Origin of the sequence: Aeromicrobium sp. SORGH_AS_0981 (assembly GCF_031453195.1) — a bacterium.
Lineage (GTDB): Bacteria > Actinomycetota > Actinomycetes > Propionibacteriales > Nocardioidaceae > Aeromicrobium.
The window spans coordinates 2,326,242-2,351,230 of the sequence record NZ_JAVIZD010000001.1 but is presented as its reverse complement, the minus strand read 5'-3'; the positions used below and the strand labels follow the sequence as shown (position 1 = coordinate 2,351,230).

Below are 24,989 nucleotides of genomic sequence, written 5' to 3'. Positions count from 1 at the left end.
GTCAGTCTCCTGTCCGGTCGGCGGACGCCGACGTGGTGGTGGTGCGGTCGGACGCGGCACGCCCGAGGTCGGCCGCGCCGACGATGCCGGCCTCGTTGCCGAGCGTCGCGAGGCGGACCTCGGCCACGCGTCGGTGGAACCGGGCGGGCAGGTGCTCCTCGAACGCGGCCCTGACCGGCCCCAGCACGAGGTCGCCGGCCGCGCCCACGCCCCCGCCGATGACGATGACGGTCGGGTCGAGGACGGCGGCGAGCGAGGCGCAGCCCTCGCCGATCCACGTGCCGAGGTCGTGCAGCAGGTCGACGCACAGGGCGTCGCCCTGCTGGGCGAGGTCGGTGACCATCGGACCGGTGATCGCGTCGACGCCACCGGCCCGCGACAGCAGGGCCGCCGCCGTGGGGTCGTCGGACGCCGCGCGCTCCCGCGCGTCGTGCACGAGGGCGCTGCCGCTCGCGTACTGCTCGAAGCAGCCGTGCTGGCCGCAGCCGCACAGCCGGCCGTCGCGCACGAGGCGTAGGTGGCCGACCTCCGCGGCGGCGCCGAAGCCGCCCCGGACGAGGTCGCCGTCCTGGATGACGCCGCCACCGACGCCGGTGCCGATCGTCACGAGCAGCAGGTCGTCGGAGTCGGCGCCGGCACCGAAGCGGTACTCGCCCCAGGCGGCCGCGTTCGCGTCGTTCTCGACGACGACCGGCAGGTCGAGCAGCCGCGCGATCTCGGCGCCGAGGGGCTCGTCGCGCCAGTCGATGTTCGGTGCGAAGGTGACCGTCGAGCGGTCGGCGGAGACGAAGCCCGCAGCACCCACGCCGATGCCGGCCACGGGCGCGTCGGCGCGCTCGCGCAGCCGGTCGACGAGGTCGGCCACGAGCGCCGCGATCTTCCCGCCTGCCGGCGTGGGCTCGGAGACGCTGTCCAGGATCGTGCCGTCGGGATCGACGAGCCCCGCGGCGACCTTCGTGCCGCCGATGTCGACGCCCACGCCGAGGGTCGGCGGGCGGTCCGTGCTGCGCTGACCCGTCATGGGCGCGTCTCCTCCTCGTCGTCGGCCGGTGCGGCCGTGCGGGTGGCGGCCTCGAAGGCGTCGCGCACCGTCCGGGCGAGGTGGAGGGCCGCCAGCGCGACCTCCTCGACCACCTCGGGGTTGTCCTTCACGAAGCCGACCACCTGGCACACGGGGCACCAGCTCGTCGTGCAGACGTGCTGCGACCCGCCTCCAGCCCCGGTCTCTGGGTCGTCGCGGTCCGGGGCGTCGCGCACGGCGCCGGCGACCGACTCGGTGTCGACGGCGAGCGCGCGGAACAGCTTCAGGGTCTCCTGCCCGAGGGACCCGACCTCGTCCTCAGGCAAGGCTCTCGACCCGCTGCTTCAACCCACTCAGCGCCGCGTCGATGATGACCTTCTCCGCCTTGCGCTTGAGCGTGCCGAGCAGCGGCACGGCCACGTCGACGGCCAGCTGGTAGGTGACCCGCGTCCCGCCGTCGACCACCGCGAGCGCGTAGGTGCCGTCGAGCGCGGTGAGGACCGTGGCCTTCTCGGCCAGGCGCCACGACACCGACCGGTCGCCGTCCCACGCGTAGAGCAGCTCGTAGGTGTCGCGGATCGGGGCGGCGTCGAGCGTGAAGCGCACGTGGTCGGCCCGTCCGGCGGCGCCGGTGGCCAGCACGTCGGCCTGCCGCACGCCCGTGGCCCACGCCGGGTAGGCGTCGAAGTCGGCGATGACCGCCATGACGGCGGAGGGCGCGGCATCGATGACGATGTCGCTGGTCGTGCGCGCCATGCAGCCCTCCTCGGTCGGTCGGATCCTCATCGTAGTGGGACGGCGCGTCGCCGCCGCCCCACGCCTCCGGTGCGGCGTCGACGGCGAGTAGCCTGCGCTACGTGACTGCTGCGGACGATGCCACCCGAGTCCCCGCCGCCTCGCCGGCGTCGACCGACCTGGGCAACCTGACCGACGACGTCCTCGACCGGCTCGCACGCGACCCCGACGCGGTCGCCCTGGCGCGCCGCGGGCCCGACGGATGGTCCGACGTGAGCATCGGCGCGTTCCACGCCGATGTCGTCCAGGTCGCCAAGGGCCTGCTCGCCGCGGGCGTGCGCCCCGGCGACCGCGTGGCGTTGCTGTCGCGCACCCGGTACGAGTGGACGCTCGTCGACTACGCCATCTGGTGGGCCGGTGCCGTGACGGTGCCGATCTACGAGACGTCCTCGGCCGAGCAGATCTCGTGGATCCTCTCCGACTCCGGTGCCGTCGCCGCCGTGGTCGAGAGCCCGCACCACCGCGAGCGTGTCGACTCCGTGCGCGACGCGACGGCCGCCCTCCAGCACGTCTGGTGCCTGGACGACGGCGGCCTCGACACCGTCCGTGCACACGCGTCGCAGGTCGACGACGCGCAGCTCGAGCAGGCGCGCGCGACGCTCACGTCCGACTCGCTCGCCACCCTCATCTACACGTCGGGCACCACCGGGAGGCCGAAGGGCTGCCGGCTCACGCACGGCAACTTCCGCGCCGAGCTGGGCGGGGCTCTCGAGCGGCTGCCCGAGCTGTTCGGCCGCGAGGGTGCGTCCACCCTGCTGTTCCTCCCGCTGGCGCACGTCTTCGCGCGGATCATCCAGGTCGGCGCCATCCGCTCCGGCGCGCGGCTCGGGCACACCGCCGACGTCAAGGACCTCGTGGCCGACCTCGGCGAGTACCAGCCCACCTTCGTGCTCGCCGTGCCGCGCGTCTTCGAGAAGGTCTTCAACTCCGCCAGCACCAAGGCCTACGCCGACGGCAAGGGCCGCGTCTTCGACCGCGCGGTGGCGACGGCCATCGCCTACAGCAAGGCGCAGGACGCGACGACGCGACGCGGCGCACCGAAGCGCGTCGGGCCGGTGCTCGCCGCGCGGCACGCCCTCTTCGACCGGCTCGTCTACGGCAAGCTGCGGGCCGCGCTCGGCGGCCACGCCGAGTGGGCCATCTCCGGCGGCGCGCCCCTCGGCGACCGGCTCGCGCACTTCTACCGTGGCATCGGGGTGACCGTCCTGGAGGGCTACGGCCTGACCGAGACGACCGCCGCCCTGTGCGTCAACACGCCGACCGCCCAGCGCGTCGGGACCGTCGGTCGCCCGTTCCCCGACACCGAGGTGCGGATCGCCGACGACGGCGAGCTGCTGTTCCGCGGCCCGCAGGTCTTCCACGGCTACTGGGAGAACGACGAGGCCACCGCAGCCGCCCTCGACGCCGACGGCTGGTTCGCCACCGGCGACCTCGGCGACGTCGACGACGACGGCTACGTGCGCGTCACCGGTCGCAAGAAGGAGATCATCGTCACCGCGGGCGGGAAGAACGTCGCCCCGGCGGTGCTCGAGGACCGGGTCCGGGCGCACCCTGTCGTGAGCCAGTGCCTCGTCGTGGGCGACGGCAAGCCGTTCATCGCCGCGCTCGTCACCATCGACCGCGAGGCGTGGGACGGCCCCCTGGCCTCCCCCGAGCTCGAGGCCGCCGTGCAGTCGGCGGTCGACGACGCGAACTCGCTGGTCTCCCAGGCCGAGTCGATCCGCAAGTTCGTGATCCTCGAGGAGGACTGGACGGAGGAGAACGGCTACCTCACGCCGTCGTTCAAGGTGAAGCGCACCGCGGTGCTGCGCGACCTTCACGACACCGTCGAGGCGCTCTTCTCCAGGTAGGACCGCCACTGCGCGGTGATCTGCGCGACGCTGAGCCCCAGGTGACGCCGTGCGGCGTCCTCGACGTCGGCGCCGTCGCGCACGGACTCGTAGAAGGCGACGATGCGCTCGTTCGAGCGCTCCTGCGCGAGCATGCGGAACACGAGCCAGGCCGACTCGTACACGGCACCCAGCCCGTGCCCGCCCGCAGCGGCGAACGTGTCGGCGTCGGGCAGCGTGCGCGGCGGGCCGTCGGCCCGCACCTGTGCGAGCGCCTGCCCCGCGCTGACGGCGAGCGGTGCGTCGTCGCCGCGCAGCGCCACGTAGTCGGCGAAGCCCTCCGCCACCCACGTGACCATCGACGTGCCCACCGCGCCGGTGAGCAGGTGGGCCGCCTCGTGGGTGATGACGACCTGCCGGGCGCGGGCGTCCATGTCGGCGAAGAGGTCGGGGTTGAGCACGATGACGCGGGCGGTCCCGGTCGTGCCGTCGACCGTCGTCGTCACGCCGGCGATCGCCGCCACCTCGTCCTGGGTCTCCCCCACGAGCGCCGCGGTGGTCGCCCGTGAGCGCGGCGCGACCACCGTGAGACGTCCGTCGGCGTCGGCGACCGTCGCGCGCACGGCACGGTCGGCACGCGTGGCGGCGGCGAGGGCGTCGAGGTCGGGCACGCCACCGTCGACGCTGACGACGCGTACGTCGTCGGGGCCCTCGCCCACCCGCACGTCACCTGCCAGCCACAGCGGCAGACGGTCCTGCCCGACGTTGGTGGCGCTGCGGACGGCGAACGTCCCGTCGCGCTGGGGGTCGAGCCGCAGCCCGACCCGGCTCGACCGCACGGCCGTCCCGGCCACCGGCGAGTCGGCCCCGGCTCGCCAGGACACCTCGACGGTGGCCAGCGTCGAGCCGTCGGCGCGGTCGGCGACGTCGCCGCCGGAGAGGTAGCGCAGCGTCACCGACTCCACGCCGAGGTCGCGGCGGGCGTCCCAGGCCTCGTGCGCGAACGTGCGGGCCCGAGCGGTCGACCCCGCCGCGGCGGCGAACGCCTGCTCGGTGTCGGCGTCGGACAGGGCCTGCAGCTGGTCGGCCAGCACGGCGCGGGCGTCGGCGGGCACGGCCACCGGCTCGGGGCCGGCGGTCGGCTGCCCCGCCCAGGGTCGCTGCCACAGCAGCACCGCCGCGGCGACGGCCAGGAGGACGGCGACGGCCACGACGTTGGCCGACGGCCTCCTCATGGCCGACGCGGGTGGGTCATCGCAGGGTCAGCCGACGCGGCCGGCCATGGTGAAGCCGATGGAGAGCGTGGTGATCTCGACCGTCTTGCCCGGACGCGGTGCGTGGATGACCTTGCCGTCGCCGAGGTAGATGCCGTCGTGCGACATGTCGGGGAAGAACACGATGTCGCCGGGCTGGACCTGGCTGATCGGGACGGGCTGCGAGGCCTGGTACTGCGGGCCGACGACGCGCGGCAGCGACGCACCGGCAGCCTCGAAGGACTTCATGACCAGGCCCGAGCAGTCGTAGCCGTCGGGGCCGACCCCACCGTAGATGTAGGGCTTGCCGAGCTGGGCCATCGCGAACTGGATGGCGGCGGCGCCGCGGCCGCTGGCCTCGACCTTGAAGTCGACGGTGGTGTCGCTCTTCGTCAGCGTCTTCTGCTGCGGGGCGGACAGCCGCGACAGGGCCGTCTTCGCCTCCTGGTAGCGGCTCTCGATCTCGTCGCGCTTCGCGTCGGCACGGTCGCGGTCGCGGTCGAGCTCGGCCTTGCGCTCCTTCAGCAGCGTGCGCCGGTTCTTGAGCTCCTTGGCGGTGGCGGCGAACGCCTCGACGGCGTCGGCGCGGGTGCTGTTGAGGGCCTGGACGGCACCGAGGCCCTCGAGGAACTGCTGCGGGTCCTTGCTGCCGAAGAGGCTCGCGGTCGGCCCGAGCGGGTTGTCGAGCTGCTGCTGGACGACGGACGCGCCGAGCGCCTTGCGCTGACGCTCGTACACGGCGAGCTGGTCGGCGATGTCGGCGTCGAGGTCGGCGATCTCGGCGCGCGCCTCCTTGACGTCCTCCTCGAGCTGGTTGGCCTGCTCGTTCGCGACCTCGGCCTCGTGGAACGCCTTCTCGACGTCGGCGGGGGTCACGCGGTCGGCCTGCGCGGGGCCGACGACGCCGAGCGTCGCTCCGACCGTCAGGACGGCGACCGCGGCGGCGGTGCGATGGGTGCGGGTCGTCCGGGGCATGCCTCGTCGGTGCACGTGTGCTCTCTCCAGTGTCCTCGTCGCCTACCGGGTGAGCTGACGGGTTCGGGCCAAGGTCTGCCCTACGCGGCACCGTGCGGGACGGCGCCACGATTCACCCCAGGAACATGGTTCCCCGGTCCGGCCTGGACGTCTTCCCCACGCCCGGGCCGGTTCGGCGGTGCGTCCGATGCCGCTCAGGGTGAGCAGCATGCTCCGGTCGCACAGTGGCCGAGTCTAGCCGACGAGGGGTCGCGTCGAGGAGGGGTTCCCACGGCGAGCCGCGTCACCCTGCCTGCACGTCGGGGCCCGACAGCGGGGTCACGAGCCGCAGCGGCGGCACGAGCCCCTCGTCGGCGAGGGCCGTGAGCGCCGCCATCTCCTCCGGCGCCACTTCCACCCCCTGCGGCGGCCCCCCGAGCAGGACGCTCACCACGCAGTCGCCGCACGCGCTGGCACTGCGCACCAGGCAGCTGTCGCAGTCGATGACGACGGATTCACTGTTCATGCCCACGACGCTAGACAGCGGTCCCGACAGAAACCCTGCAGCGCGATACCGGCTGTCGCTGGGGGCGTCGGGCGGGGGCTGCTGTGGTCTCGTCGTGCTGGTGCGCCGCCTGCGGGGGTCTGTGCTTGCTGGTGCGCTGCCTGCGGGGGTCTCGTCGTGGTGGTGCGCTGCCTCGGCTGGCGCTGGGGGTGGTCTCCGAAAAGGCCTCGACCGGGCGGCTGGGTGCTCCTGCGGCTGAGTCTCGGGCTGTGGCCTTTGGTGGACGCAAGATCCTGCGTTCGTGCGCTGGAAGGCCAAGCCTTCTGCGTCTGGTACGGGATCCCGTCACCAACGCAGAAGCGTTCGACCCCCAGCGCACGACGGAAGAATCAAGGGCGCCCTTGGGGGTGGGACGGGCAGCGCTTCTCCCTTCTCGTGGACCGTGCCACGAGAAGGGAGAAGCCCTGCCACCCCCGCCCCCTCAGCGGTAGATCCACCACCTCTAGAGCGCTCAGAAGGGTGGCCGATCCACCGCCCGGTCCGATTCGGTGGCACATCTACCGCTGAGGGGGCGCAAACGCAGAATCGTGCGTCCACCTAGTGCGCAACCCGCAGCCCGAGTTCCCAGGCCAGTGCGGTCGCCAGCCGCCCGGTCGAGGCCCTTGCGGAGCGCAGGTCGACGACAAGCCGCGCCGACGCAGCCCCACCCGAAAGAGAAGCCGCACCGACGCAGCCGCAGGTCGACGAGACGCCGCACCAGCGCAGCCGCAGGACAAGACAAGACCCCCCGACTCTGTCCGACCCGACGCCTACGGTCACCTCCGTGACCAGCCAGCCCACGCGACCCGTGCACCACCAGGCCAGCTTCGAGGAGCTGGGCCGGCCGTTGAGCGACGTCACGTTCTGCGTGGTCGATCTCGAGACGACGGGCGGGTCGCCGAAGGCGGGGGCGCGGATCACCGAGATCGGTGCGGTCAAGGTGCGCGGCGGCGAGGTGCTGGGCGAGCTGCAGACGCTCGTGAACCCCGAGGAGAGCATCCCGGCGTTCATCACGGTCCTCACGGGCATCACCGACGCGATGGTGGTGGAGGCGCCGCGGATCGCCGAGGCGCTGCCCAGCTTCCTCGAGCTCGCGGCGGGCAGCGTGCTGGTGGCGCACAACGCACCCTTCGACGTCGGCTTCCTGAAGCACAACGCGCGCGAGCTGGGCATCCCGTGGCCGCGGTTCGAGGTGCTCGACACCGCGGTGCTCGCGCGTCGGGCGCTGCTGCGCGAGGAGGTGCGCAACGTGAAGCTCTCGACGCTCGCCGCGCACTTCGGTGCCGGCACGACCCCCGACCACCGCGCCCTGCACGACGCCCGCGCGACCGTCGACGTGCTGCACGGGCTGTTCGAGCGGCTCGGCTCGCTCGGCGTGCACACGCTCGAGGACGCGGTCACCTTCACCTCCAAGGTGACGCCCGAGCAGCGCCGCAAGCGTCACCTCGCCCAGCACCTGCCGCACGAGCCGGGGGTCTACCTCTTCCGCGACACGCGTGACGACGTGCTCTACGTCGGCACGTCGCGCGACCTGCGCAAGCGGGTCGGCAGCTACTTCACCGCCGCGGAGACGCGCACCCGGATGGGCGAGATGGTCAAGCTCGCCGAACGCGTCGACGCCGTCGTCTGCGCCACGGCGCTCGAGGCGCGGGTGCGCGAGCTGCGGCTCATCGCCGCGCACCGCCCGCCGTACAACCGGCGTTCACGCTTCCCCGAGCGCCAGTCGTGGATCAAGCTCACCCGCGAGCCCTGGCCGCGGCTGTCGGTGGTGCGTCGCGTGCTCGACGACGACGCCGTGTACGTGGGTCCCTTCGGCCACCGCAGCCAGGGCGAGCTGGCGCTGGCGGCGCTGCACGAGACGTTCCAGGTGCGTCAGTGCACCACCCGCATGGGACGCCGACCGCGCGGCAGCACGTGCGCGCTGGCCGACCTCGGACGCTGCCTCGCGCCCTGCACCGGTGACCTCGACCCCGACGTCTACGCCACCGAGGTCGCCCGTCTCGACGCCGCGCTCACAGGCGATCCCGCCGAGGTCGTCGAGCGGCTGCGCGCCCGCATGGGCGAGCTCGGGGCGCAGCAGCGCTACGAGGAGGCGGCGCAGGTACGCGACCGGCTGGCCGCGTCGCTGCGGGCCGTCGACCGCACGCAGCGGCTGCGGCAGCTCACCGACGTCGCCGAGCTCGTGGCGGCCGCACCGGCAGAGAAGGGCTGGGAGGTGCACGTCGTGCGCCACGGCCGGCTCGCCGCCGCGGGCCTGCTCCCCCGGCACGTGCACCCCGCCGCCTGGGTCGACACGCTGCTCGCCACCGCCGAGGACGTGCCCACGCCCAGCAACGGCACCCACCCGGCGCCGGCGGCCTCGGTCGAGGAGACCGAGGCGCTCCTGCGCTGGCTCGAGTCCCCGGGCGTGCGCATGGTGCGAGGGTCCTGGCAGGTCCCGACGGCCGGCGCGGCCCGGCACGTCGCCGCCCTCCCGACGGAGTCCGACGACCAGCGCGCCACGCGGTCTAGGCTGTCGGCGTGATCACCGCCATCGTCTTCATCCAGGCCGAGGTGTCCCGGCTGTCCGAGACCGCCGCGCAGATCGCCGACCTCGACGGGGTGAGCGAGGTGTACTCCGTCACGGGCGACCTCGACCTCGTCGCGATGGTGCGGGTGCCGCGCATCGACGACGTCTCCGCGGTCGTCGCCGACCGGCTCAACAAGGTCGACGGCGTGCTGTCGACGCAGACGCAGATCGCCTTCCAGACGTTCAGCCGGCACGACCTCGAGGACGCGTTCAGCATCGGGCTCTGAGCCGACGGCTCAGTCGGTCGGCGCCAGCTCCTGCGTGACGGCGGACCAGCGGGCCAGCACGTCGCGCGCGGCCCCGGAGTCGATCGACGCCCGGGCCCGCTCGACACCCGCGGCCAGCCGTTCCAGCAGCGGTCCGCTGCCGCCGTCGTAGGCCGCGAGCGCAGCACCTGCGTTCAGCAGCACGGCGTCGCGGACGGGCGAGACCTCGCCGTCGAGGATCCTGCGGAACACGTCGGCGTTGTGCACGGGGTCGCCACCGCGCAGCGCCTCGGGCGACGACAGCGAGAACCCGAGCTCGCGCGGGTCGAGCACCTCCTCCTCGACGTCGGCGCCGACGACCGTCCACACACGGGTGGTGGTCGTCGTCGTGATCTCGTCGAGACCGTCGTCGCCGCGGAAGACGAACGCGTCGTCGCCGCGGTCGGCGAAGACCTGCGCCATGAGCGGTGCCGTGCGCAGGTCGGAGCACCCGACCGCCGACGCCTGCGGACGCGCGGGGTTGACCAGCGGGCCGAGGACGTTGAACGGGGTGGCGATGCCGATCTCGCGCCGCGGCGGCCCGGTGAAGCGCAGCCCCGGATGGAACAGCGGGGCGAAGCAGAAGGTGATGCCGGCGCGCTCGAGCACCGCCGGCACCGACTCGGCCGGCACGTCGAGCCGCACGCCCAGCACCTGGAACACGTCGGCGGTGCCGCTCTGGCTCGACGCGGCGCGGTTGCCGTGCTTGACGACGGGCGCACCCGCCCCGGCCGCCGTGACGGCCGACATGGAGGAGATGTTGACCGTCTTGGCCCGGTCGCCACCGGTGCCGACGATGTCGACCACACGGCCGGGGACGTCGACGAGGACGGCGTGCGACAGCAGCGCGTCGACCAGTCCCTGCAGCTCGGCCTGGGAGATGCCCTTCGCGCGCAGCGCCACCGCGAACGCGGCGATCTGCGCCGGTGTGCTCTCGCCCTCGAGGATCGCCGCCATCGCCCACGCGGTCGACGCGGAGTCCAGGTCGCGGCCTCCGACGAGCTCGTCGAGCACGTCGGGCCAGGTGCGCGCGCTCACCCGGGCTGCAGCACGGAGCGCGCGAGGTCGACGAACACCTCGGCGAGCCGCAGCGGGTCGATCGGGTGGGACACGGCGGCGTCGGCGCGCGACCAGGTCGCGAGCCAGGCGTCCTGCGGGCGGCCGGTCAGCACGAGCACCGGCGGCGCCTGGAAGACCTCGTCCTTCATCTGCCGCGCGACGCCCAGCCCGCCGACGGGCGTCGACTCGCCGTCGAGCACGACGAGGTCGGGGCGGCGACGGGCGTCGTCGAGGTGCTGCCAGACGACCGGCTCCGTCGCGCACTCGACGAACTCGACCTCCGGGAGGTCGGGGTGCGGGCGCGTGCCCAGCGCCGCCATGACGGCGTTCCGCACGTCTCGGTCGTCGCTGTAGACCAGGACTCGGAACCTGCTGCGCTCGGTCACGTGGGAATCGTACATAATGAGCGCGTGGCCACTACTTCCGTGATCCCCGCGTCCCGACTCCACGGCACCGAGGGACGTCCCTCCATGGTGACGGTGGGCACGATCGTCTGGCTCTCGAGCGAGCTGATGTTCTTCGCCGGCCTCTTCGCCGCGTACTTCACCGTCAAGAACGTCACGCCGGCGCTCTGGGACCAGGAGACGCAGCTGCTGAACGTGCCGTTCGCAGCCGTCAACACCTCGATCCTCGTGCTGTCGTCGCTGACCTGCCAGTTCGGCGTCTTCGCGGCCGAGCGCGGCCGTCCCGGACGCACGGGGACCCTGCTGCAGTTCCGCAAGTGGGGCATGCGCGAGTGGTTCGTCCTCACCTACGTCATGGGTGCGATCTTCATCGGCGGCCAGGCGTTCGAGTACGCCGAGCTGGTCCACGAGGGCGTGACCATCCCGTCCTCGGCCTACGGCTCCCTCTTCTACCTCGCCACCGGCTTCCACGGCATCCACGTCGTCGGCGGTCTGCTGGCCTTCCTGCTGGTGATCGGCCGCACGTTCGTCGCCCGCCGCTTCACGCACGAGCAGGCCATCTCCGCGATCGTCGTGTCGTACTACTGGCACTTCGTCGACATCGTCTGGGTCGCCCTGTTCGCGACCATCTACCTGATCCGCTGACGCCTGCCGCACGGCTCGGCGTTAGGCCAACCTAAGCCTGCGGACCTGGCAGAACGCTAGGTACGCTGGTTACCCCTGACAGGAATGAGGTTCTCGGTGCGCACTCTGTCGACCCGCCGCCGTCACCCCCTCGCCGGACTCGTCGTCCTGGTGCTCGGTCTCGTGGCCGCGGCCGGGCTCTGGTCCGCGCTCGCCCCGAAGCCCGCACAGGCGGAGCAGTACACGGCACGCGACGTCGAGGCGGGGCGCGAGCTCTTCCTCATCGGCTGCGCCAGCTGCCACGGGCAGAACGCCGAGGGCATCACGACCAAGGACGGCGGCAACTACGGGCCGTCGCTGATCGGCGTCGGCGCCGCCGCCGTCGACTTCCAGGTCGGCACCGGCCGCATGCCGATGGCGCAGAGCGCCCCGCAGGCGCCGCGCAAGGCACCTGAGTACGACGCCGAGGAGACGCGCCAGCTGTCCGCGTACATCGCGTCGCTGGCCCCCGGGCCGGCCATCCCGGCCGAGGAGTACCTCAACTACCAGGACGTCGACGTCGAGGGCCTGCGCGAGGGCGGCGAGTTCTTCCGCACCAACTGCACCGCCTGCCACAACTCCGTCGGCGCCGGCGGCGCGCTGCCGAACGGCCGCTACGCCCCGACGCTCAAGGGCGTCAGCGCCAAGCACATCTACGAGGCCATGGTCACCGGGCCGCAGCAGATGCCGGTCTTCAACGACGACCTCATCACCCCTGAGGACAAGCGCAACGTCATCGCCTACATCAAGCGCGTCCAGGAGCAGCCGAACTACGGCGGCATCGGCGGCGGCGGCCTCGGCCCGGTCGTCGACGGCGTGTTCGTCTGGGTCCTCGGCATCGGCGGTCTGATCGGCTTCGCGATCTGGATCGGTGCCCACGGAGCGCGATCGAAGAAGAAGAAGGCCTGAACGAGATGAGTGACGAGATCCAGTCCCACGACAGCAGCAGCACCCCCGTCCGCACCGAGCCGGTGCAGGACCCGGGCCTGCAGCCGCACCAGTGGCGGCCCACCGACGTCGACCCGGCGCAGGAGCGCCGCGCCGAGCGTCAGATCTCCGGCATGTTCACGGTCGCGGCGCTGCTGTTCGTGCTGTTCGCGGTCTCCTACTTCGCGATCGACTCCGACCAGACGTTCCTCAACTGGTCCGCGTCGAACTTCGCGCTCGGCGCGACGCTCGGCGGCGGTCTGCTGCTGATCGGCGTCGGGATCATCCAGTGGGCCAAGAAGCTCATGGGCGACCACGAGATGGTCGAGATGCGTCACCCGGCCCGCTCCTCCGCCGAGGACCGCGAGGCCGTCATGGCCGACATCAACGCCGGCCTGCAGGAGTCGGGCGTCGGGCGTCGTCCGCTCATCCGCAACAGCCTCTTCCTCTCCGTGGGCGCGCTCGCGGTCCCGTCGGTCGTGCTGCTGCGCGACCTCGGCCCGCTCCCCCACGGCCAGGACGAGACCGTCTGGAAGAAGGGCATGCGCGTCGTCAACGACGTCTCGGGCCTGCCCATCCGCCCCGAGGAGATCGAGGTCGGTCAGCTCATCAACGCCGAGCCGGCCGTCTTCTTCCCCGCCGAGGGCGAGGAGGAGGCCGAGGTCCACGGCCACGAGCTCCTCGCGGCCAAGTCGAAGGCCGCCATCATCGTCGTGCGCATGCGCCCGGAGGACATCACGCCCTCCGAGGGTCGCGAGAACTGGGGCATCGACGGCATCCTCTGCTACTCCAAGATCTGCACGCACGTCGGCTGCCCGATCTCGCTGTGGGAGCAGCAGACGCACCACCTGCTCTGCCCCTGCCACCAGTCGACGTTCGACCTCGCCGACAACGGCAAGGTCATCTTCGGCCCCGCCCACCGTCCGCTGCCGCAGCTGCCGCTCGGCGTGGACTCCGAGGGCTACATCATCGCGATGAGCGACTTCCCCGAGATCGTGGCGCCCAGCTATCCCGAGCTTGCGCGCGACCAGAAGAGACTGGATGGTGAGTCATGAGCACTGACACCTACACGCCGGTCGAGGACACGGGCTTCGGCAAGAAGGCCGCTGGTCCCGTCGGCTGGCTCGACGACCGCCTCGGACTGGCCGGGGTGGCGAAGAAGAACCTGCGCAAGGTCTTCCCGGAGCACTGGTCGTTCATGCTGGGCGAGATCGCCCTGTGGAGCTTCGTCGTGCTGCTGCTCACCGGCGTCTTCCTGACGTTCTGGTTCCAGCCGAGCATGTCCGAGGTCGTCTACGACGGCTCCTACGCCCCGTTCCGTGGGCTGGAGATGTCGCAGGCCTACGCCTCGACGCTGCACATCTCCTTCGACATCCGCGGCGGTCTGCTCATGCGGCAGATCCACCACTGGGCCGCAGCGCTGTTCGTCGGCGCGATGCTCGCCCACATGCTGCGCATCTTCTTCACGGGCGCGTACCGCAAGCCGCGTGAGATCAACTGGCTCATCGGCGTCGGCCTGCTGGCGCTCGGCATGGTCGAGGGCTTCGCGGGCTACTCGCTCCCCGACGACCTGCTGTCGGGCACGGGCCTGCGCTTCGTCGACGGTCTCATCCGCTCGATCCCGCTCGTCGGCTCCTACCTGGAGTTCTTCATCTTCGGCGGCGAGTTCCCGGGCGAGGAGATCATCCCCCGCCTGTACATGGCGCACATCCTGCTGATCCCCGCGCTGCTGCTCGGGCTGATCGCCGCGCACATGCTGCTGCTCGTCTACCACAAGCACACGCAGTGGCCGGGCGCCGGACGCACGAACGACAACGTGGTCGGCTACCCGATGCTCCCCGTGTACGCGGCCAAGGCCGGCGGCTTCTTCTTCGTCGTCTTCGGCTTCACCGCCCTCATGGGCGCGCTGGTGCAGATCAACCCGGTGTGGGCGTACGGTCCGTACAACCCGTCGGAGGTCACGGCCGGCTCGCAGCCCGACTGGTACATGGGCTTCTCCGAGGGTCTCGTGCGCATCATGCCGAACTGGGAGAGCACCTTCCTCGGCCACACCTGGAGCTGGAACGTCTTCATCCCGGGTGTCGGCGGACTGGGCCTGCTGTTCACGGTCCTCGCCCTGTGGCCGTTCGTGGAGCGCTGGGTGACCGGCGACCAGCGTGAGCACCACCTGCTGGAGCGTCCGCGCAACGCCCCGACCCGCACGGGTCTCGGTGTCGCCGGCATGACGTTCTACGGTGTCGGCTGGGCTGCCGGCGGCAACGACATCATCGCCACGCAGTTCCACCTGAGCATCAACGCGCTGACGCACATCTTCCGGATCGGCATCTTCCTGTTCCCGGTGATCGCGTTCATCATCACGCGACGGATCTGCATCGGTCTGCAGCGCGCCGACCAGAACAAGATCCTGCACGGCTACGAGACCGGTGTCATCGAGCGTTCGCCCGACGGCAGCTACGCGGAGCGTCACGCCCCGCTCCCGGTCACGGAGCAGTACCGCCTCACGGCGCACGACCGCCTCCCGGCCCTCGAGGCTCCGGCCGAGACGGACGAGAACGGCGTCGCGCTGCCGCACGGCCGGGTCGCGAAGGTCCGCCACCGGGTGCGTTCGTTCTACTACAAGGGTGCGATCGACAAGCCGACGCTGGCCGAGGTCGAGCACGCCGACGAGCACCTGGCCGAGATCGAGGGTCACCCCGTGCACCTCGGTGAGGACTTCCAGGGCGTGTCGGAGACCGGCATCCCGAAGTCGCACTGACCGACCGCACGCACGACGAAGGGCCCCGGAGCACTCCGGGGCCCTTCGTCGTCCCCTCCCCTGCCCTGCCGGTGGTGGGGCTGCGACTGCGCCGGCCTTCGGGGGTCTGGGCTTGCTGGTGCGCTGCTGCGGGGGGTCTCGTCGTGCTGGTGCACTGCCTCGGCTGGCGCTGGGGGTGGTCTCCGAAAGGGCCTCGACCGGGCAGCTGGCGACCGCGCTGGTCTGGGGTCTCGGGCCGCGGGTTGCGCTCGGGGTGGACGCACGATGCTGCGTTCGTGTGCTGAAGGCCAAGGATTCTGCGTCTGCTACGGGATCCCGTCACCAACGCAGAAGCGTCCAGCCTCAAGCGCACGAAGGAAGAAGCTTGGGTGCACTTGGGGGTGGGGTGGGCAGCGCTTCTCCCTTCTCGTGGCACGGTCCACGAGAAGGGAGCATCGTTGCCACGTCTGGCCCCGTCGGCGGTGGATCTGCCACCTGTAGAGCGCTCAGAAGGTTGCAGATCCACCGACGGCACGCGCAGACGCAGACTCTTGCGTCAACCCAGCACCAACCCGCAGCCCGAGAACCGGCGCCGCCGCCGCTGCCAGCCGCCCGGTCGAGGCCCTTGCGGAGCGCAGGACGAGTCGAAGCCGCGCCAGCGCAGCCCCACCCGAGCACAGAGCCGCCCCAATGCAGCCGCAGGTCGACGACAAGCCGCCCCGACGCAGCCGCAGGACGAGCCCTCAGCCGCCCCACACGCAGGCAGGACGCGCCCGCGCGCCCGAGCCTTACCTCTCCCCCGCCGGACGGGCCGGAGGGGGTCAAGAGGCGCGCTTGAGGGCGGAGCCCTGGACCCAGTCGCTCCAGCGGGTGTTCCAGTCGGTCCAGCCGTTGTTCTGCTCGAGGGACCGGCCGCTGTTGACGAACTTCACCACGTCGCCGCGGCGCGACTGGTCGTAGATCCACTGGGCGTCGGCGGTGCTCATGCCGACGCAGCCGTGGCTCACGTTCTCCCGGCCCTGGGAGCCGACCGACCAGGGGGCGGCGTGGAGGAACTCGCCGGAGTTCGTCACCCGCATCGCCCACCGGACGTCGCTGATGTCGTAGTAGTCGGGGTCGGACTCCGAGACTCCCGTCGAGGCGGCGTCCATGTCGACCGACGCGAACTTCTCCATGATGACCTTCGTGCCGCCGCGGGTCTCGTGGCCCGGCTTGCCGGTCGAGACCGGGATGGTGCGCACGTCGCGGCCGTCGACGTTCATCGTCAGCGTGTGCCGTGCGACGTCGACCGTCGACACGATGCGACGTCCTACCGTGAACGGCACGTGCTGGTCCTGCTGGCCGTACACGCCGTTGCCGGCGGGCAGGCTGTTGAGGTCGAGGTCGACCGACACCTTCGTGCCGGCGGGCCAGAACTCCTTCGGCCGGTAGTGCACCACCGTGTCGCTCATCCAGTGCCAGGCACCCTCGACCTTCGGGGTGGAGGTGACGTGCATGTGCTGCTCGAACAGCTTCTTGTTCTCCACGGGCACGTCGAACGTCACGATGACCGGCATGCCCACGCCCACCGTCTCGTTCGCGAGCGGGGCGACCGCCGGGTACGTCTGCTGGTCCAGCGTCAGGGCCCGCGTCGTGAAGGTACGCACCAGCTTCGCCGGCTTCCCGTCGGTGCCCTCCGCCTGTGCGGTCAGCGTGTACGCGGTGCCCGGCTCCAGCCGCGACGTGGCCGCCCAGCGACCGTCCCCGCCCTCGCCCTTGACGACCTGCTTGCCGTCCGACGACGTCAGCGACGCCTCCGTGACGGTGCCGTGCTGCACCTCGACCGAGACGACCGTGTCGACGGGGACGTCGGACGCCTGGTCCTCGACGTTCGCGCTCACCGTGGCCGGCTGCTGCGTCGGTGACGCCGACGGCTGCTCGGAACGGGCGGCCGTGCAGGCCCCCAGGGTGACCAGGAGGACGGCACCCACCAGCAGGCGCAGGGAACGGTTCGTCGTGCTCACCGCGTCATTCTACGTGGTGAGCACGAACGCACCGACCAGTCAGTGGGCGTGCACGCCCCGGTAGTACTCGTACACCCAGCCGCAGACCGTCACCGCGCCGATGGTGGCGCCGATGATGAACAGCCACCATCCGACGACGACGCCCAGGACGATCGTCCCGAGCGCCAGGGCGCAGTAGAGCGGCCACCAGCTGTACGGCGGGAAGAAGCCCAGCTCACCCGCGCCGTCGGCGATCTCGGCGTCGTCGAGGTCCTCCGGACGGGCCGGGATCTGCTTGGCGACCACGTAGAGGTAGAAGCCGAGCAGCGCGCACAGCAGGAACGTCATGACGAGCGCCGTGGTGCCCGTCGGGTCCTCCGTCAGCACCCAGTACACGGGCGCGATGAAGACGAAGAAGATCCCGCAGGAGATGATGACCCAGTACTCGGCCTTCATGCCCTTCATCGGTCACTCACCGTCCTTCTGCTGCTTGGCGTCCTTGATGGCCGCACCCTTGCCGTTCGTGTTCGGGGCGTCGGCGAAGATGCCGCCCTCGTCGGGGTTGTGCAGCAGCTCCAGCTCGGCGATCTCCGGGTGGTGCAGGTCGAACGCGGGGCTCTCGCTGCGCACCCGGGGCAGGGAGTGGAAGTTGTGCCGCGGCGGGGGCGAGCTCGTGGCCCACTCCAGCGAGCGGCCCCAGCCCCACGGGTCGTCGAGCTTGACCAGCGGGCTCTTGCGCGACTTCCACACGTTCCACAGGAACGGCAGCGTCGAGGCACCGAGCAGGAAGGCACCGATCGAGGAGATCTCGTTCAGCGTCGTGAAGCCGTCGTTGGGGCCGTAGTCGGCGTAGCGGCGCGGCATGCCCTCGACACCCAGCCAGTGCTGGACGAGGAAGGTCATGTGGAAGCCGATGAACAGCAGCCAGAAGTGGATCTTGCCGAGCTTCTCGTCGAGCATCCGCCCGGTGAGCTTCGGCCACCAGTAGTAGAAGCCGGCGAACATCGCGAACACCACGGTGCCGAAGACGACGTAGTGGAAGTGCGCCACGACGAAGTAGGAGTCCGAGAGCGGGAAGTCCAGCGTCGGCGACGCCAGGATGACACCCGTCAGACCACCGAAGAGGAAGGTCACGAGGAAGCCGAGCGAGAACACCATGGGGGTGTCGAACGAGATGCTCCCGCCCCAGATCGTGCCGATCCAGTTGAAGAACTTCACCCCGGTCGGCACCGCGATCAGGAACGTCATGAAGCTGAAGAACGCGAGGTCGACCGCACCCGTGACGAACATGTGGTGCGCCCACACCGCCACCGAGAGCGCCGCGATCAGCAGCGTCGCGGCCACGAGACCGACGTAGCCGAAGATCGGCTTGCGGCTGAAGACCGGCAGGATCTCGGAGATGATGCCGAAGAACGGCAGCGCGATGATGTACACCTCGGGGTGCCCGAAGAACCAGAACAGGTGCTGCCACAGGATCGGGCCACCGTTCGCGGCGTCGAACACGTGCGCACCGAGCATCCGGTCCGCGGCCAGCGTCAGGAGCGCGGCGGCGAAGATCGGGAACGCGATGAGCACCAGCAGGCTGGTGACCAGCGTGTTCCACACGAAGATCGGCATGCGGAACATCGTCATGCCGGGCACGCGCATGCAGAAGATCGTGGTGATGAAGTTGACGGCACCGAGGATCGTGCCCAGACCCGACATCCACAGACCCATGACCCAGAGGTCACCGCCGATGCCGGGCGAGTTGACGCCGTCCGACAGCGGGGCGTACGCGAACCAGCCGAAGCTGGCCGCGCCGCCGGGCACGAACAGGCCGGAGACCACGATCGTGGAGCCGAACAGGTACAGCCAGTAGCTGAACATGTTCAGGCGCGGGAACGCGACGTCGGGCGCACCGATCTGCAGCGGCATGATCGCGTTGCCGAAGCCGAAGAACAGCGGCGTCGCGAACATCAGCAGCATGATCGTGCCGTGCATCGTGAAGGCCTGGTTGTAGGCCTCGTCCGACAGCAGGTTCGAGCCGGGCTGCATGAGGTTCGCGCGGATCGCCAGCGCGAGCACGCCGCCGATCAGGAAGAAGATGAAGGACGTCGCCAGGTACATGTTGCCGATCACCTTGTGATCGGTGGTCGTCATGATCGTGACGACCTTCTGGCCGAGCGTCGTCTCGCGACGGACGGTGGTGGTCTCCCGACCGTCGTCGAATGCCGCAGTGGTGGCCATCAGTTACCCGCTCCGTCCTGGACGTCCTGGTCGTCCTCCGTGTCGGCGCCGCGCAGACCGGCGACCGCGTCGGCCTCCTTCTGTCCCGCGGGGGCACCGATCTGACCGATCCTGACGAGGTCCTGGAGGTGGGCCTCGTACTCCTCGGGCGAGACCACGTTGACCTTGAAGATCATCCGCGAGTGGTACAGCCCGCACAGCTCGGCGCACCGTCCGGTGAACGTGCCCTCGCGCGTCGGCGTCATGTCGAACGTGTTGTCACGTCCGGGGACGACGTCCATCTTGAAGTAGAACTCGGGGATCCAGAAGGAGTGGATCACGTCGGGGCTGCGCAGGTTGAAGCGCACCGACTCGCCCTTCGGCAGCCAGAGCTCGGCCGGCTGGTCGGGCGTGCCGAAGTCGTAGACGTCCTCGCCCTGCGTGGCGTCCTCGTCGAGGTAGTTGAAGGCCCACTGCCACTTCGAGCCGACGACCTCGATCGTGTGGTCGGGGTTGTCGACCTTCTCGAGCACCTCGTTCTGGCTCGTGACGGTGTGGAAGAAGAACACCGCGACGACGATCACCGGGGCGATCGTGTACAGCGCCTCGAGCGGCAGGTTGTAGCGCACCTGCGTCGGCACCTCGTCGTCGCTGCGACGGCGATAGCGCACGGAGGCGTAGACGATGAGCCCGAAGACGAGCACGAACACGACCAGCACGGCGATCCAGGCGCCGAGCCACAGGTCCCACACGGGCTGCGACCGGTCACTGGCGGCGACAGGAAGCGCGAGGCGCTTGATGTCGTGGTCCGCGACGGGCGAGCAACCACTCAGGAGAACTGCGACGACGACAGCAGCCGCCAGCTTCATCCGACCCACGAGGCGCCTTTCTTGTCCACACCACTCATGCGATGACCTGTTCACAGTACCCTCACTCGTCGCTCGTCGAGCAGGTAAGGGCACCCTTGCCCCGAGCCGTGTCGGGGACGTTCACGCGAGGTCCAGCGCGGCGGACACCTCGGCCCGCGCGTCGTCGCCGTACGCCGAGCCCAGACGGTCGAGGAACGCCTCGCGCGTCAGCGTGTACTCCTGGGTACCCGTCGTCTCGACGACGCTGGCCGCGATCGTGCAGCCGATCTGCGCCGACCGCTCCAGGTCCAGGCCGGCGGCCACGCCCGCGAGGAACCCGCCACGGAAGGAGTCGCCGACGCCCGTGGGGTCGACCGCGTCGACGTCGGGGATCGCCGCGACCTCGATCGGCGCGCCGTCGGACGGGTAGACCGTCACGCCGTCCTTGCCGCGGGTCACGACGCGCGTGCCGACGTGCGCCTGCACCTCGTCCTCGCTCCAGCCGGTCTTCGTCTGGATGAGCGCCGACTCGTAGTCGTTGCTGAAGAGGTAGGCCGCACCGTCGACGAGGTCGCGGATCAGGTCGCCGTCGGCCCACGCCAGCTGCTGCGACGGGTCCGCCGCGAACGGCACCCCCGCCTCGCGGCACGCCGCCGTGTGCCGGTTCATCGCCTCGGGGTCGTCCGGGCCGATGAGGACGAGGTCGAAGTCGCCGAGCTCGAGCACGTCGATCGTGCGGGCGTCGGCCATCGCGCCGGCGTAGAACGTGACGATCTGCGCGTGCGCGTCGTCGGTCGTGATCGTGCACAGCGCCGTGTGCTTGTCGGGCGACACGTGCACGCGCGAGCAGTCGACGCCCGCGTCCTCCAGCCACTGCTGGTAGCCCTGGTCGGCGAAGTCACGCCCCACCGACGCCACCAGCGTCGGCCGCAGCCCCAGCGCCGCCAGGCCGAACGCGATGTTCGCGGCGCACCCGCCGCGGCGGACGTCGAGGTCCTCCACCAGGAACGAGACGGACAGCTTGTCGAGCTGGTCCGGGACCAGGGAGTCCGAGAACTTCCCCGAGAAGACCTGCAGATGGTCGGTGGCCACAGAGCCGGCGATCGCGAGATGCACCAGACGAGACTAGACGACGGCCCCCTGCGTCCGCAGGGGGCCGTCGTGTGAGGAAGTCGGGCGTGACGTCGCGTCGCGCCGCTCGTCGAGGACTGTTCAGGTGGGCGGGGGGACGTTTCCGCTGGTCGAGTAGGCGAGGCCGCGAGGAACGAGCTGGCCTCGACGTATCGAGACCACTCTGGGCGGTCAGCGTCGGCTGCTCACCTCGTGGCGGGGTCTGGACCGCTTGGAGGTCTCGATACGGTCCGACGCCTTCGGCGTGCACGACTCGACCTCTCGCCACCGTCGCTCGCAGGGCTCGCGAGGTGGCTCGATCGCAGAGCTCCCGAGGTCACTCCATCAGTGGAAGCTGTCGCCGCAGGCGCAGGAGCCGGTCGCCATCGGGTTGTCGATGGTGAAGCCCTGCTTCTCGATCGTGTCGACGAAGTCGATCGACGCGCCGTGCAGGTACGGCAGGCTCATGCGGTCGACGACGACGTTCACGCCGTCGAAGTCGCGGACCTCGTCGCCGTCGAGCGTGCGCTCGTCGAAGAACAGCTGGTAGCGCAGGCCAGAGCAGCCGCCGGGCTGCACCGCGATGCGCAGGGCGAGGTCGTCGCGACCCTCCTGGGCGAGCAGGCTCCGCACCTTCTCCGCAGCGTTCGCGGACAGGTTCACACCGTCGGCCGGGGCGGCGGTCTCGGTGGTCTCGGGGGTGGTGCTGCTGTCGACGCTCATGTCATCTCCGTCGGTCTCGGGTGCTCTCCTGGTCGACAACCAGGAGGAAGCCGGTTCCATTCCATCGTACGCGCCGATCCTCAGGAGATCCCTCGCCGGGCGCGGACGCGCGGGGCACCGATCAGCGCGACCAGGTGCGCGCCACCCGCTCGGCGACGTCGGCCAGCGCGCCCGACGGGTCCGCGAACGAGCGCTCCTCCCCCACCAGGTCGAGCATCGCGTACGCCGACTCGACGCCCATGGCCCGCATCTCCCGTGCTCCCACCGTGACCCGACCGGCGACCGCCAGGCACGGTCGGGCGTGCCGTCCCGCCACCTGGGCGACCCCGTGCACGACCTTGCCGCTGCGCGAGGTGTGGTCGTAGGAGCCCTCGCCGGAGACCACCAGGTCGGCGGCCGCGCAGGCGGCGTCCAGCCCGACGGCCTCCGCCACGACCGCCACGCCAGGACGCCGGTCGGCGCCGAGGAGCAGCAGCCCCAGGCCCAGACCGCCTGCCGCGCCGGCACCGGGGGCGTCCGCCACGCGCCGCTGCGCCGGAGTGGGACCGCACACGGCGTCGACCCAGGTGTCGAGCAGGCCGTCGACCTCCAGCAGGTCCGCGTCGTCGAGGCCCTTCTGCGGCCCGAACGTCTTGGTGGCGCCGAAGAGACCCAGCAGCGGCACGTCCACGTCGCTCGCGGCGACCAGGTCGACGCCCTCGACGACCCGCAGGGCGGCAGCAAGGTCGACGGAGGTGATCCCCCGCAGGCCGTCCGGGCCGGCGTCGAGGGGGCGGTCGGCGGTCGCGCCCAGGGCACCGAGCAACCCGGCTCCCCCGTCGTTCGTGGCGCTGCCGCCGAGCCCCACGACCACGCTCGACACCCCGAGCTCGACGGCGGCCCGCACCGCCTCGCCCACGCCCCAGGTGGACGCGGTCCGGGCGGACGGCGGACCGAGCTGCAGCCCGCAGGCCTGCGCCGACTCGAGGTAGGCGACGTCGTCGACGACGAGCAGCGTCACGGGCACCTCGGCACCCGTCGACCCGCGCACGGGGACGACGTGCAACCGGCCGCCGAGCGCGTCGTGCAGGGCGTCGACGAACCCGGGTCCGCCGTCGGCCATCGGGAGCCGGACGACCTCGTCGTCGGGCGACGTCCGGGCCCACCCTCGGGCGATCGCCCGGGCCGCCTCGGGCGCGCTCAGCGTGCCGGCGAACTTGTCCGGCGCCACGAGCACGCGCACGGGATCAGCCCAGCCGCTGCTCGGTGGCCGCGAGCAGCACGCACGTGGCCAGGCCCTCCATCGCGGTGCGCAGCTCCTCGATCGGCGGGAACGACGGCGCGATGCGGATGTTGCGGTCGCGCGGGTCCTTGCCGTACGGGAACGACGCACCCGCCGGGGTGAGCGCGATGCCCGCCTCCTTGGCCAGCCGCACCACGCGGGTGGCGCAGCCGTCGGGGACGTCGAGGCTGACGAAGTAGCCGCCCCGGGGCTCGGTCCAGGTGGCCACGTCGAGGCCGCCGAGCCGCGTCGACAGCACCTCCTGCACGACGGCGAACTTCGGCGCGAGGATCTCGCGGTGCTGGTCCATGAGCGCGTGCACGCCGTCGACGTCGCCGAGCAGGCGGACGTGGCGCAGCTGGTTGACCTTGTCGGGTCCGATGGTCCGCTTGCCGACGAGCCCGGTGTACCAGGCGATGTTGTCGGGCGAGGAGGCGAAGAAGCTCACGCCGGCGCCGGCGAACGTGATCTTCGACGTCGACGCGAGCACGAAGGGCCGGTCCGGGTGCCCCGACGCCGCGCACAGGCCGACGATGTCGGCGGTCTTGGTGCGCTCCTCGGTGAGGTGGTGCACGGCGTACGCGTTGTCCCAGAAGATCCGGAAGTCCGGCGCGGCGGTCTCGAGCGCGGCGAGCTCGGCGGCGACCGCCTCGCTGACGACGGCGCCCGTGGGGTTCGCGTAGGTCGGGACGATCCAGATGCCCTTGACCGCAGGGTCGGTGACCGCCTCGCGCACCGCGGCCATGTCGGGGCCGTCGTCGAGCATGTCGAGGGTGCGCATGGTGATGCCGTACTGCTCGCAGATCGCGAAGTGCCGGTCGTAGCCCGGCGACGGGCAGAGGAACACGACCTCCTCCTCCTGCGCCCAGGGCCGCTCCGACCCGACCGTGCCCTTGAGCATCGCGAAGACGATGAGGTCGTGCATGATCGCCAGGCTGGCGTTGTCGCCCGTCACCAGCTGCTCCACGGGGACGTGCAGGAGCTCGGCGAAGATCTCGCGCAGCTGCACGTTGCCGACGACGCCGCCGTAGTTGCGCGTGTCGGTGCCGGCCGCGTCCTTGTAGTCCTGGCCGGGCAGGTCGAGGAGCGCGTTGGAGAGGTCGAGCTGCGCCGCCGACGGCTTGCCACGCGTGATGTCGAGCGCGAGACCAGCCTGCTTCAGCTGCTCGTAGGCGGTCTGCTGCTCGTCGTGGAGGGCGCGGATCTCGTCGGGAGAGAGGGTGTCGAGGCTCACGGGCCCAACCTACCGAAGGTCGTGCGACCCGACGTCGTCAGACGGACAGTCCGGGGGCGTCCCAGAGCGCCAGCCAGCGCTCCAGCGTCCTCTCCACGGGCACGTCGCCCTCGACGAGCGCCCGCACCTGCAGCTCGACGGCGTTGTCGCGACGCCGTCCGGCCTGCGGTGCGAACGGGTAGAAGGTGCCCTGCTTGAAGAGGTAGACGAGACCGAGGGGACCACCGGAGGGCGTCGTGAAGAGCACCGTGGAGCAGAGCAGCTGGGGGCCGAAGCCCGCGTCGGCCATCGAGGAGTTCGCGGCGTGCAGGTCGCTCACGAGCCCCTGCAGGTCGCCCGGTGCCCGCGTGACCTGGAGCCAGCGGAACCCCTGGCCGTCGTCGGTGACGGCCACCGTCGCGGAGGCGTCGGTGCCGATGACCTGTTGCACCTCGGCCATGACGCGGTCGTCGCTGACGCCGTCGACGTCGCGGAAGCACACGGCTCCCGCGCCTGTGGCCGTGAAGCCTGCCGCCTCGAGCGTCAGGGCCGCCTGGGGCACCCCGAAGAGGACGTCGAGGTCGGCCTCCGGCGGCTTGGAGCGGCCGAGGATGCCGTCGAGCCAGCCCATCAGATCGGGCCCATCAGAT

24 protein-coding genes and 1 riboswitch are annotated in these 24,989 nt (G+C 71.2%); of the genes, 7 read left to right on the top strand and 17 right to left on the bottom strand.

Annotated elements, in window-relative coordinates:
• Position 1: 1 nt before the first annotated feature.
• The 3 genes from QE370_RS11900 to QE370_RS11890 are packed head-to-tail and all read right to left on the bottom strand — an operon-like array spanning position 2 to position 1,777.
• Positions 2-1,021, bottom strand: coding sequence for an ROK family glucokinase (locus QE370_RS11900; RefSeq protein ID WP_309634483.1), 1,020 nt, complete (start codon positions 1,019-1,021; stop codon positions 2-4).
• Positions 1,018-1,347 (bottom strand): hypothetical protein, encoded by a 330-nt coding sequence (locus QE370_RS11895; RefSeq protein WP_309634482.1) that lies wholly within the window; start codon positions 1,345-1,347, stop codon positions 1,018-1,020. The genes QE370_RS11900 and QE370_RS11895 overlap by 4 nt, the downstream gene beginning before the upstream one ends.
• Complete coding sequence (locus QE370_RS11890) at positions 1,340-1,777, bottom strand: SRPBCC family protein (protein ID WP_309634481.1); 438 nt, start codon at positions 1,775-1,777, stop codon at positions 1,340-1,342. Before QE370_RS11890 ends, QE370_RS11895 begins: the two co-directional genes overlap by 8 nt.
• Positions 1,778-1,878: 101 nt before the next feature.
• Here QE370_RS11890 and QE370_RS11885 point away from each other — a divergent pair, with 101 nt between their 5' ends.
• Entirely contained in the window at positions 1,879-3,666 is a 1,788-nt protein-coding gene (locus tag QE370_RS11885; RefSeq protein ID WP_309634480.1) for an AMP-dependent synthetase/ligase, read from the top strand.
• On the opposite strand, the gene QE370_RS11880 is transcribed toward QE370_RS11885, so the two are convergent.
• The 3 genes from QE370_RS11880 to QE370_RS11870 all read right to left on the bottom strand — a co-directional run bounded on the left by QE370_RS11880 (position 3,633) and on the right by QE370_RS11870 (position 6,378).
• Complete coding sequence (locus QE370_RS11880; RefSeq protein ID WP_309634479.1) at positions 3,633-4,880, bottom strand: hypothetical protein; 1,248 nt, start codon at positions 4,878-4,880, stop codon at positions 3,633-3,635. The two genes, QE370_RS11885 and QE370_RS11880, sit on opposite strands and share 34 nt — an antisense overlap.
• A gap of 27 nt (positions 4,881-4,907) precedes the next feature.
• Positions 4,908-5,873, bottom strand: a complete 966-nt coding sequence (locus QE370_RS11875; protein ID WP_309634478.1) for an NlpC/P60 family protein — start codon at positions 5,871-5,873, stop codon at positions 4,908-4,910.
• 24 nt (positions 5,874-5,897) lie between these two features.
• Positions 5,898-6,061, bottom strand: a riboswitch (cyclic di-AMP (ydaO/yuaA leader).
• Positions 6,062-6,156: 95 nt separating this feature from the next.
• Positions 6,157-6,378, bottom strand: a complete 222-nt coding sequence (locus QE370_RS11870) for a hypothetical protein (RefSeq protein WP_067858351.1) — start codon at positions 6,376-6,378, stop codon at positions 6,157-6,159.
• 802 nt (positions 6,379-7,180) lie between these two features.
• On the opposite strand from QE370_RS11870, the gene QE370_RS11865 reads away from it, so the two are divergent.
• Together QE370_RS11865 and QE370_RS11860 are read left to right on the top strand one after the other, a co-directional pair.
• The gene (locus QE370_RS11865; RefSeq protein WP_309634477.1) at positions 7,181-8,920 is read left to right on the top strand and encodes a DEDD exonuclease domain-containing protein; all 1,740 of its coding nucleotides are present in this window, start codon (positions 7,181-7,183) and stop codon (positions 8,918-8,920) included.
• Complete coding sequence (locus QE370_RS11860) at positions 8,917-9,192, top strand: Lrp/AsnC family transcriptional regulator (protein WP_067858357.1); 276 nt, start codon at positions 8,917-8,919, stop codon at positions 9,190-9,192. The genes QE370_RS11865 and QE370_RS11860 overlap by 4 nt, the downstream gene beginning before the upstream one ends.
• A 9-nt stretch (positions 9,193-9,201) precedes the next feature.
• Here the strand turns inward: QE370_RS11860 and trpD are convergent, their stop codons facing one another.
• On the bottom strand, positions 9,202-10,248 hold the full coding sequence (gene trpD, locus QE370_RS11855; RefSeq protein WP_253025775.1) for an anthranilate phosphoribosyltransferase: 1,047 nt from the start codon (positions 10,246-10,248) through the stop codon (positions 9,202-9,204).
• Positions 10,245-10,655: a hypothetical protein gene (locus tag QE370_RS11850; RefSeq protein WP_374208294.1), complete on the bottom strand. Its 411-nt coding sequence runs from the start codon at positions 10,653-10,655 to the stop codon at positions 10,245-10,247. The genes trpD and QE370_RS11850 overlap by 4 nt, the downstream gene beginning before the upstream one ends.
• Positions 10,656-10,748: 93 nt before the next feature.
• Here QE370_RS11850 and QE370_RS11845 point away from each other — a divergent pair, with 93 nt between their 5' ends.
• The 4 genes from QE370_RS11845 (at position 10,749) to QE370_RS11830 (ending at position 15,018) form a co-directional block, all read left to right on the top strand.
• On the top strand, positions 10,749-11,318 hold the full coding sequence (locus QE370_RS11845; protein ID WP_236749881.1) for a heme-copper oxidase subunit III: 570 nt from the start codon (positions 10,749-10,751) through the stop codon (positions 11,316-11,318).
• A 96-nt stretch (positions 11,319-11,414) separates the two neighbouring features.
• Positions 11,415-12,245: a c-type cytochrome gene (locus QE370_RS11840; protein WP_253025778.1), complete on the top strand. Its 831-nt coding sequence runs from the start codon at positions 11,415-11,417 to the stop codon at positions 12,243-12,245.
• Positions 12,246-12,250: 5 nt separating this feature from the next.
• Entirely contained in the window at positions 12,251-13,318 is a 1,068-nt protein-coding gene (locus tag QE370_RS11835) for a ubiquinol-cytochrome c reductase iron-sulfur subunit (RefSeq protein WP_253025780.1), read from the top strand.
• Entirely contained in the window at positions 13,315-15,018 is a 1,704-nt protein-coding gene (locus tag QE370_RS11830; protein WP_067858368.1) for a cytochrome bc complex cytochrome b subunit, read from the top strand. The genes QE370_RS11835 and QE370_RS11830 overlap by 4 nt, the downstream gene beginning before the upstream one ends.
• Positions 15,019-15,818: 800 nt before the next feature.
• Here QE370_RS11830 and QE370_RS11825 read toward each other — a convergent pair.
• From QE370_RS11825 to QE370_RS11785, 9 genes are all read right to left on the bottom strand, one after another.
• Positions 15,819-17,000, bottom strand: coding sequence for an Ig-like domain-containing protein (locus QE370_RS11825; RefSeq protein ID WP_309634476.1), 1,182 nt, complete (start codon positions 16,998-17,000; stop codon positions 15,819-15,821).
• Positions 17,001-17,039: 39 nt separating this feature from the next.
• On the bottom strand, positions 17,040-17,444 hold the full coding sequence (locus QE370_RS11820; RefSeq protein WP_308207072.1) for a cytochrome c oxidase subunit 4: 405 nt from the start codon (positions 17,442-17,444) through the stop codon (positions 17,040-17,042).
• Positions 17,445-17,447: 3 nt separating this feature from the next.
• On the bottom strand, positions 17,448-19,118 hold the full coding sequence (gene ctaD, locus QE370_RS11815) for a cytochrome c oxidase subunit I (protein WP_309635259.1): 1,671 nt from the start codon (positions 19,116-19,118) through the stop codon (positions 17,448-17,450).
• 86 nt (positions 19,119-19,204) lie between these two features.
• On the bottom strand, positions 19,205-20,053 hold the full coding sequence (gene coxB, locus QE370_RS11810) for a cytochrome c oxidase subunit II (protein ID WP_309635258.1): 849 nt from the start codon (positions 20,051-20,053) through the stop codon (positions 19,205-19,207).
• A 120-nt stretch (positions 20,054-20,173) separates the two neighbouring features.
• The gene (locus QE370_RS11805) at positions 20,174-21,148 is read right to left on the bottom strand and encodes a PfkB family carbohydrate kinase (protein ID WP_253025784.1); all 975 of its coding nucleotides are present in this window, start codon (positions 21,146-21,148) and stop codon (positions 20,174-20,176) included.
• A gap of 339 nt (positions 21,149-21,487) precedes the next feature.
• Positions 21,488-21,865 carry an iron-sulfur cluster assembly accessory protein gene (locus QE370_RS11800; protein WP_067858379.1) on the bottom strand — a complete coding sequence of 126 codons (378 nt, stop codon included), beginning with the start codon at positions 21,863-21,865 and terminating at the stop codon, positions 21,488-21,490.
• 121 nt (positions 21,866-21,986) lie between these two features.
• Positions 21,987-23,087 carry a glycerate kinase gene (locus QE370_RS11795; RefSeq protein ID WP_309634475.1) on the bottom strand — a complete coding sequence of 367 codons (1,101 nt, stop codon included), beginning with the start codon at positions 23,085-23,087 and terminating at the stop codon, positions 21,987-21,989.
• A 4-nt stretch (positions 23,088-23,091) separates the two neighbouring features.
• Positions 23,092-24,360 (bottom strand): aminotransferase class I/II-fold pyridoxal phosphate-dependent enzyme, encoded by a 1,269-nt coding sequence (locus tag QE370_RS11790; RefSeq protein ID WP_309634474.1) that lies wholly within the window; start codon positions 24,358-24,360, stop codon positions 23,092-23,094.
• Positions 24,361-24,397: 37 nt separating this feature from the next.
• Positions 24,398-24,970: a PspA-associated protein PspAB gene (locus QE370_RS11785; protein ID WP_253025496.1), complete on the bottom strand. Its 573-nt coding sequence runs from the start codon at positions 24,968-24,970 to the stop codon at positions 24,398-24,400.
• Between the last annotated feature and the right edge of the window lie 19 nt (positions 24,971-24,989).

What these genes read in the sequence shown, in the direction of transcription:
- QE370_RS11900 (WP_309634483.1), bottom strand. Translation starts at nt 1,021, where the DNA reads ATGACGGGTCAGCGCAGCACGGACCGCCCGCCGACCCTCGGCGTGGGC.
- QE370_RS11890 (WP_309634481.1), bottom strand. Translation starts at nt 1,777, where the DNA reads ATGGCGCGCACGACCAGCGACATCGTCATCGATGCCGCGCCCTCCGCC.
- QE370_RS11880 (WP_309634479.1), bottom strand. Translation starts at nt 4,880, where the DNA reads ATGAGGAGGCCGTCGGCCAACGTCGTGGCCGTCGCCGTCCTCCTGGCC.
- QE370_RS11875 (WP_309634478.1), bottom strand. Translation starts at nt 5,873, where the DNA reads ATGCCCCGGACGACCCGCACCCATCGCACCGCCGCCGCGGTCGCCGTC.
- QE370_RS11870 (WP_067858351.1), bottom strand. Translation starts at nt 6,378, where the DNA reads ATGAACAGTGAATCCGTCGTCATCGACTGCGACAGCTGCCTGGTGCGC.
- QE370_RS11835 (WP_253025780.1), top strand. Translation starts at nt 12,251, where the DNA reads ATGAGTGACGAGATCCAGTCCCACGACAGCAGCAGCACCCCCGTCCGC.
- QE370_RS11830 (WP_067858368.1), top strand. Translation starts at nt 13,315, where the DNA reads ATGAGCACTGACACCTACACGCCGGTCGAGGACACGGGCTTCGGCAAG.
- QE370_RS11820 (WP_308207072.1), bottom strand. Translation starts at nt 17,444, where the DNA reads ATGAAGGGCATGAAGGCCGAGTACTGGGTCATCATCTCCTGCGGGATC.
- ctaD (WP_309635259.1), bottom strand. Translation starts at nt 19,118, where the DNA reads ATGACGACCACCGATCACAAGGTGATCGGCAACATGTACCTGGCGACG.
- coxB (WP_309635258.1), bottom strand. Translation starts at nt 20,053, where the DNA reads ATGAAGCTGGCGGCTGCTGTCGTCGTCGCAGTTCTCCTGAGTGGTTGC.
- QE370_RS11800 (WP_067858379.1), bottom strand. Translation starts at nt 21,865, where the DNA reads ATGAGCGTCGACAGCAGCACCACCCCCGAGACCACCGAGACCGCCGCC.
- QE370_RS11785 (WP_253025496.1), bottom strand. Translation starts at nt 24,970, where the DNA reads ATGGGCTGGCTCGACGGCATCCTCGGCCGCTCCAAGCCGCCGGAGGCC.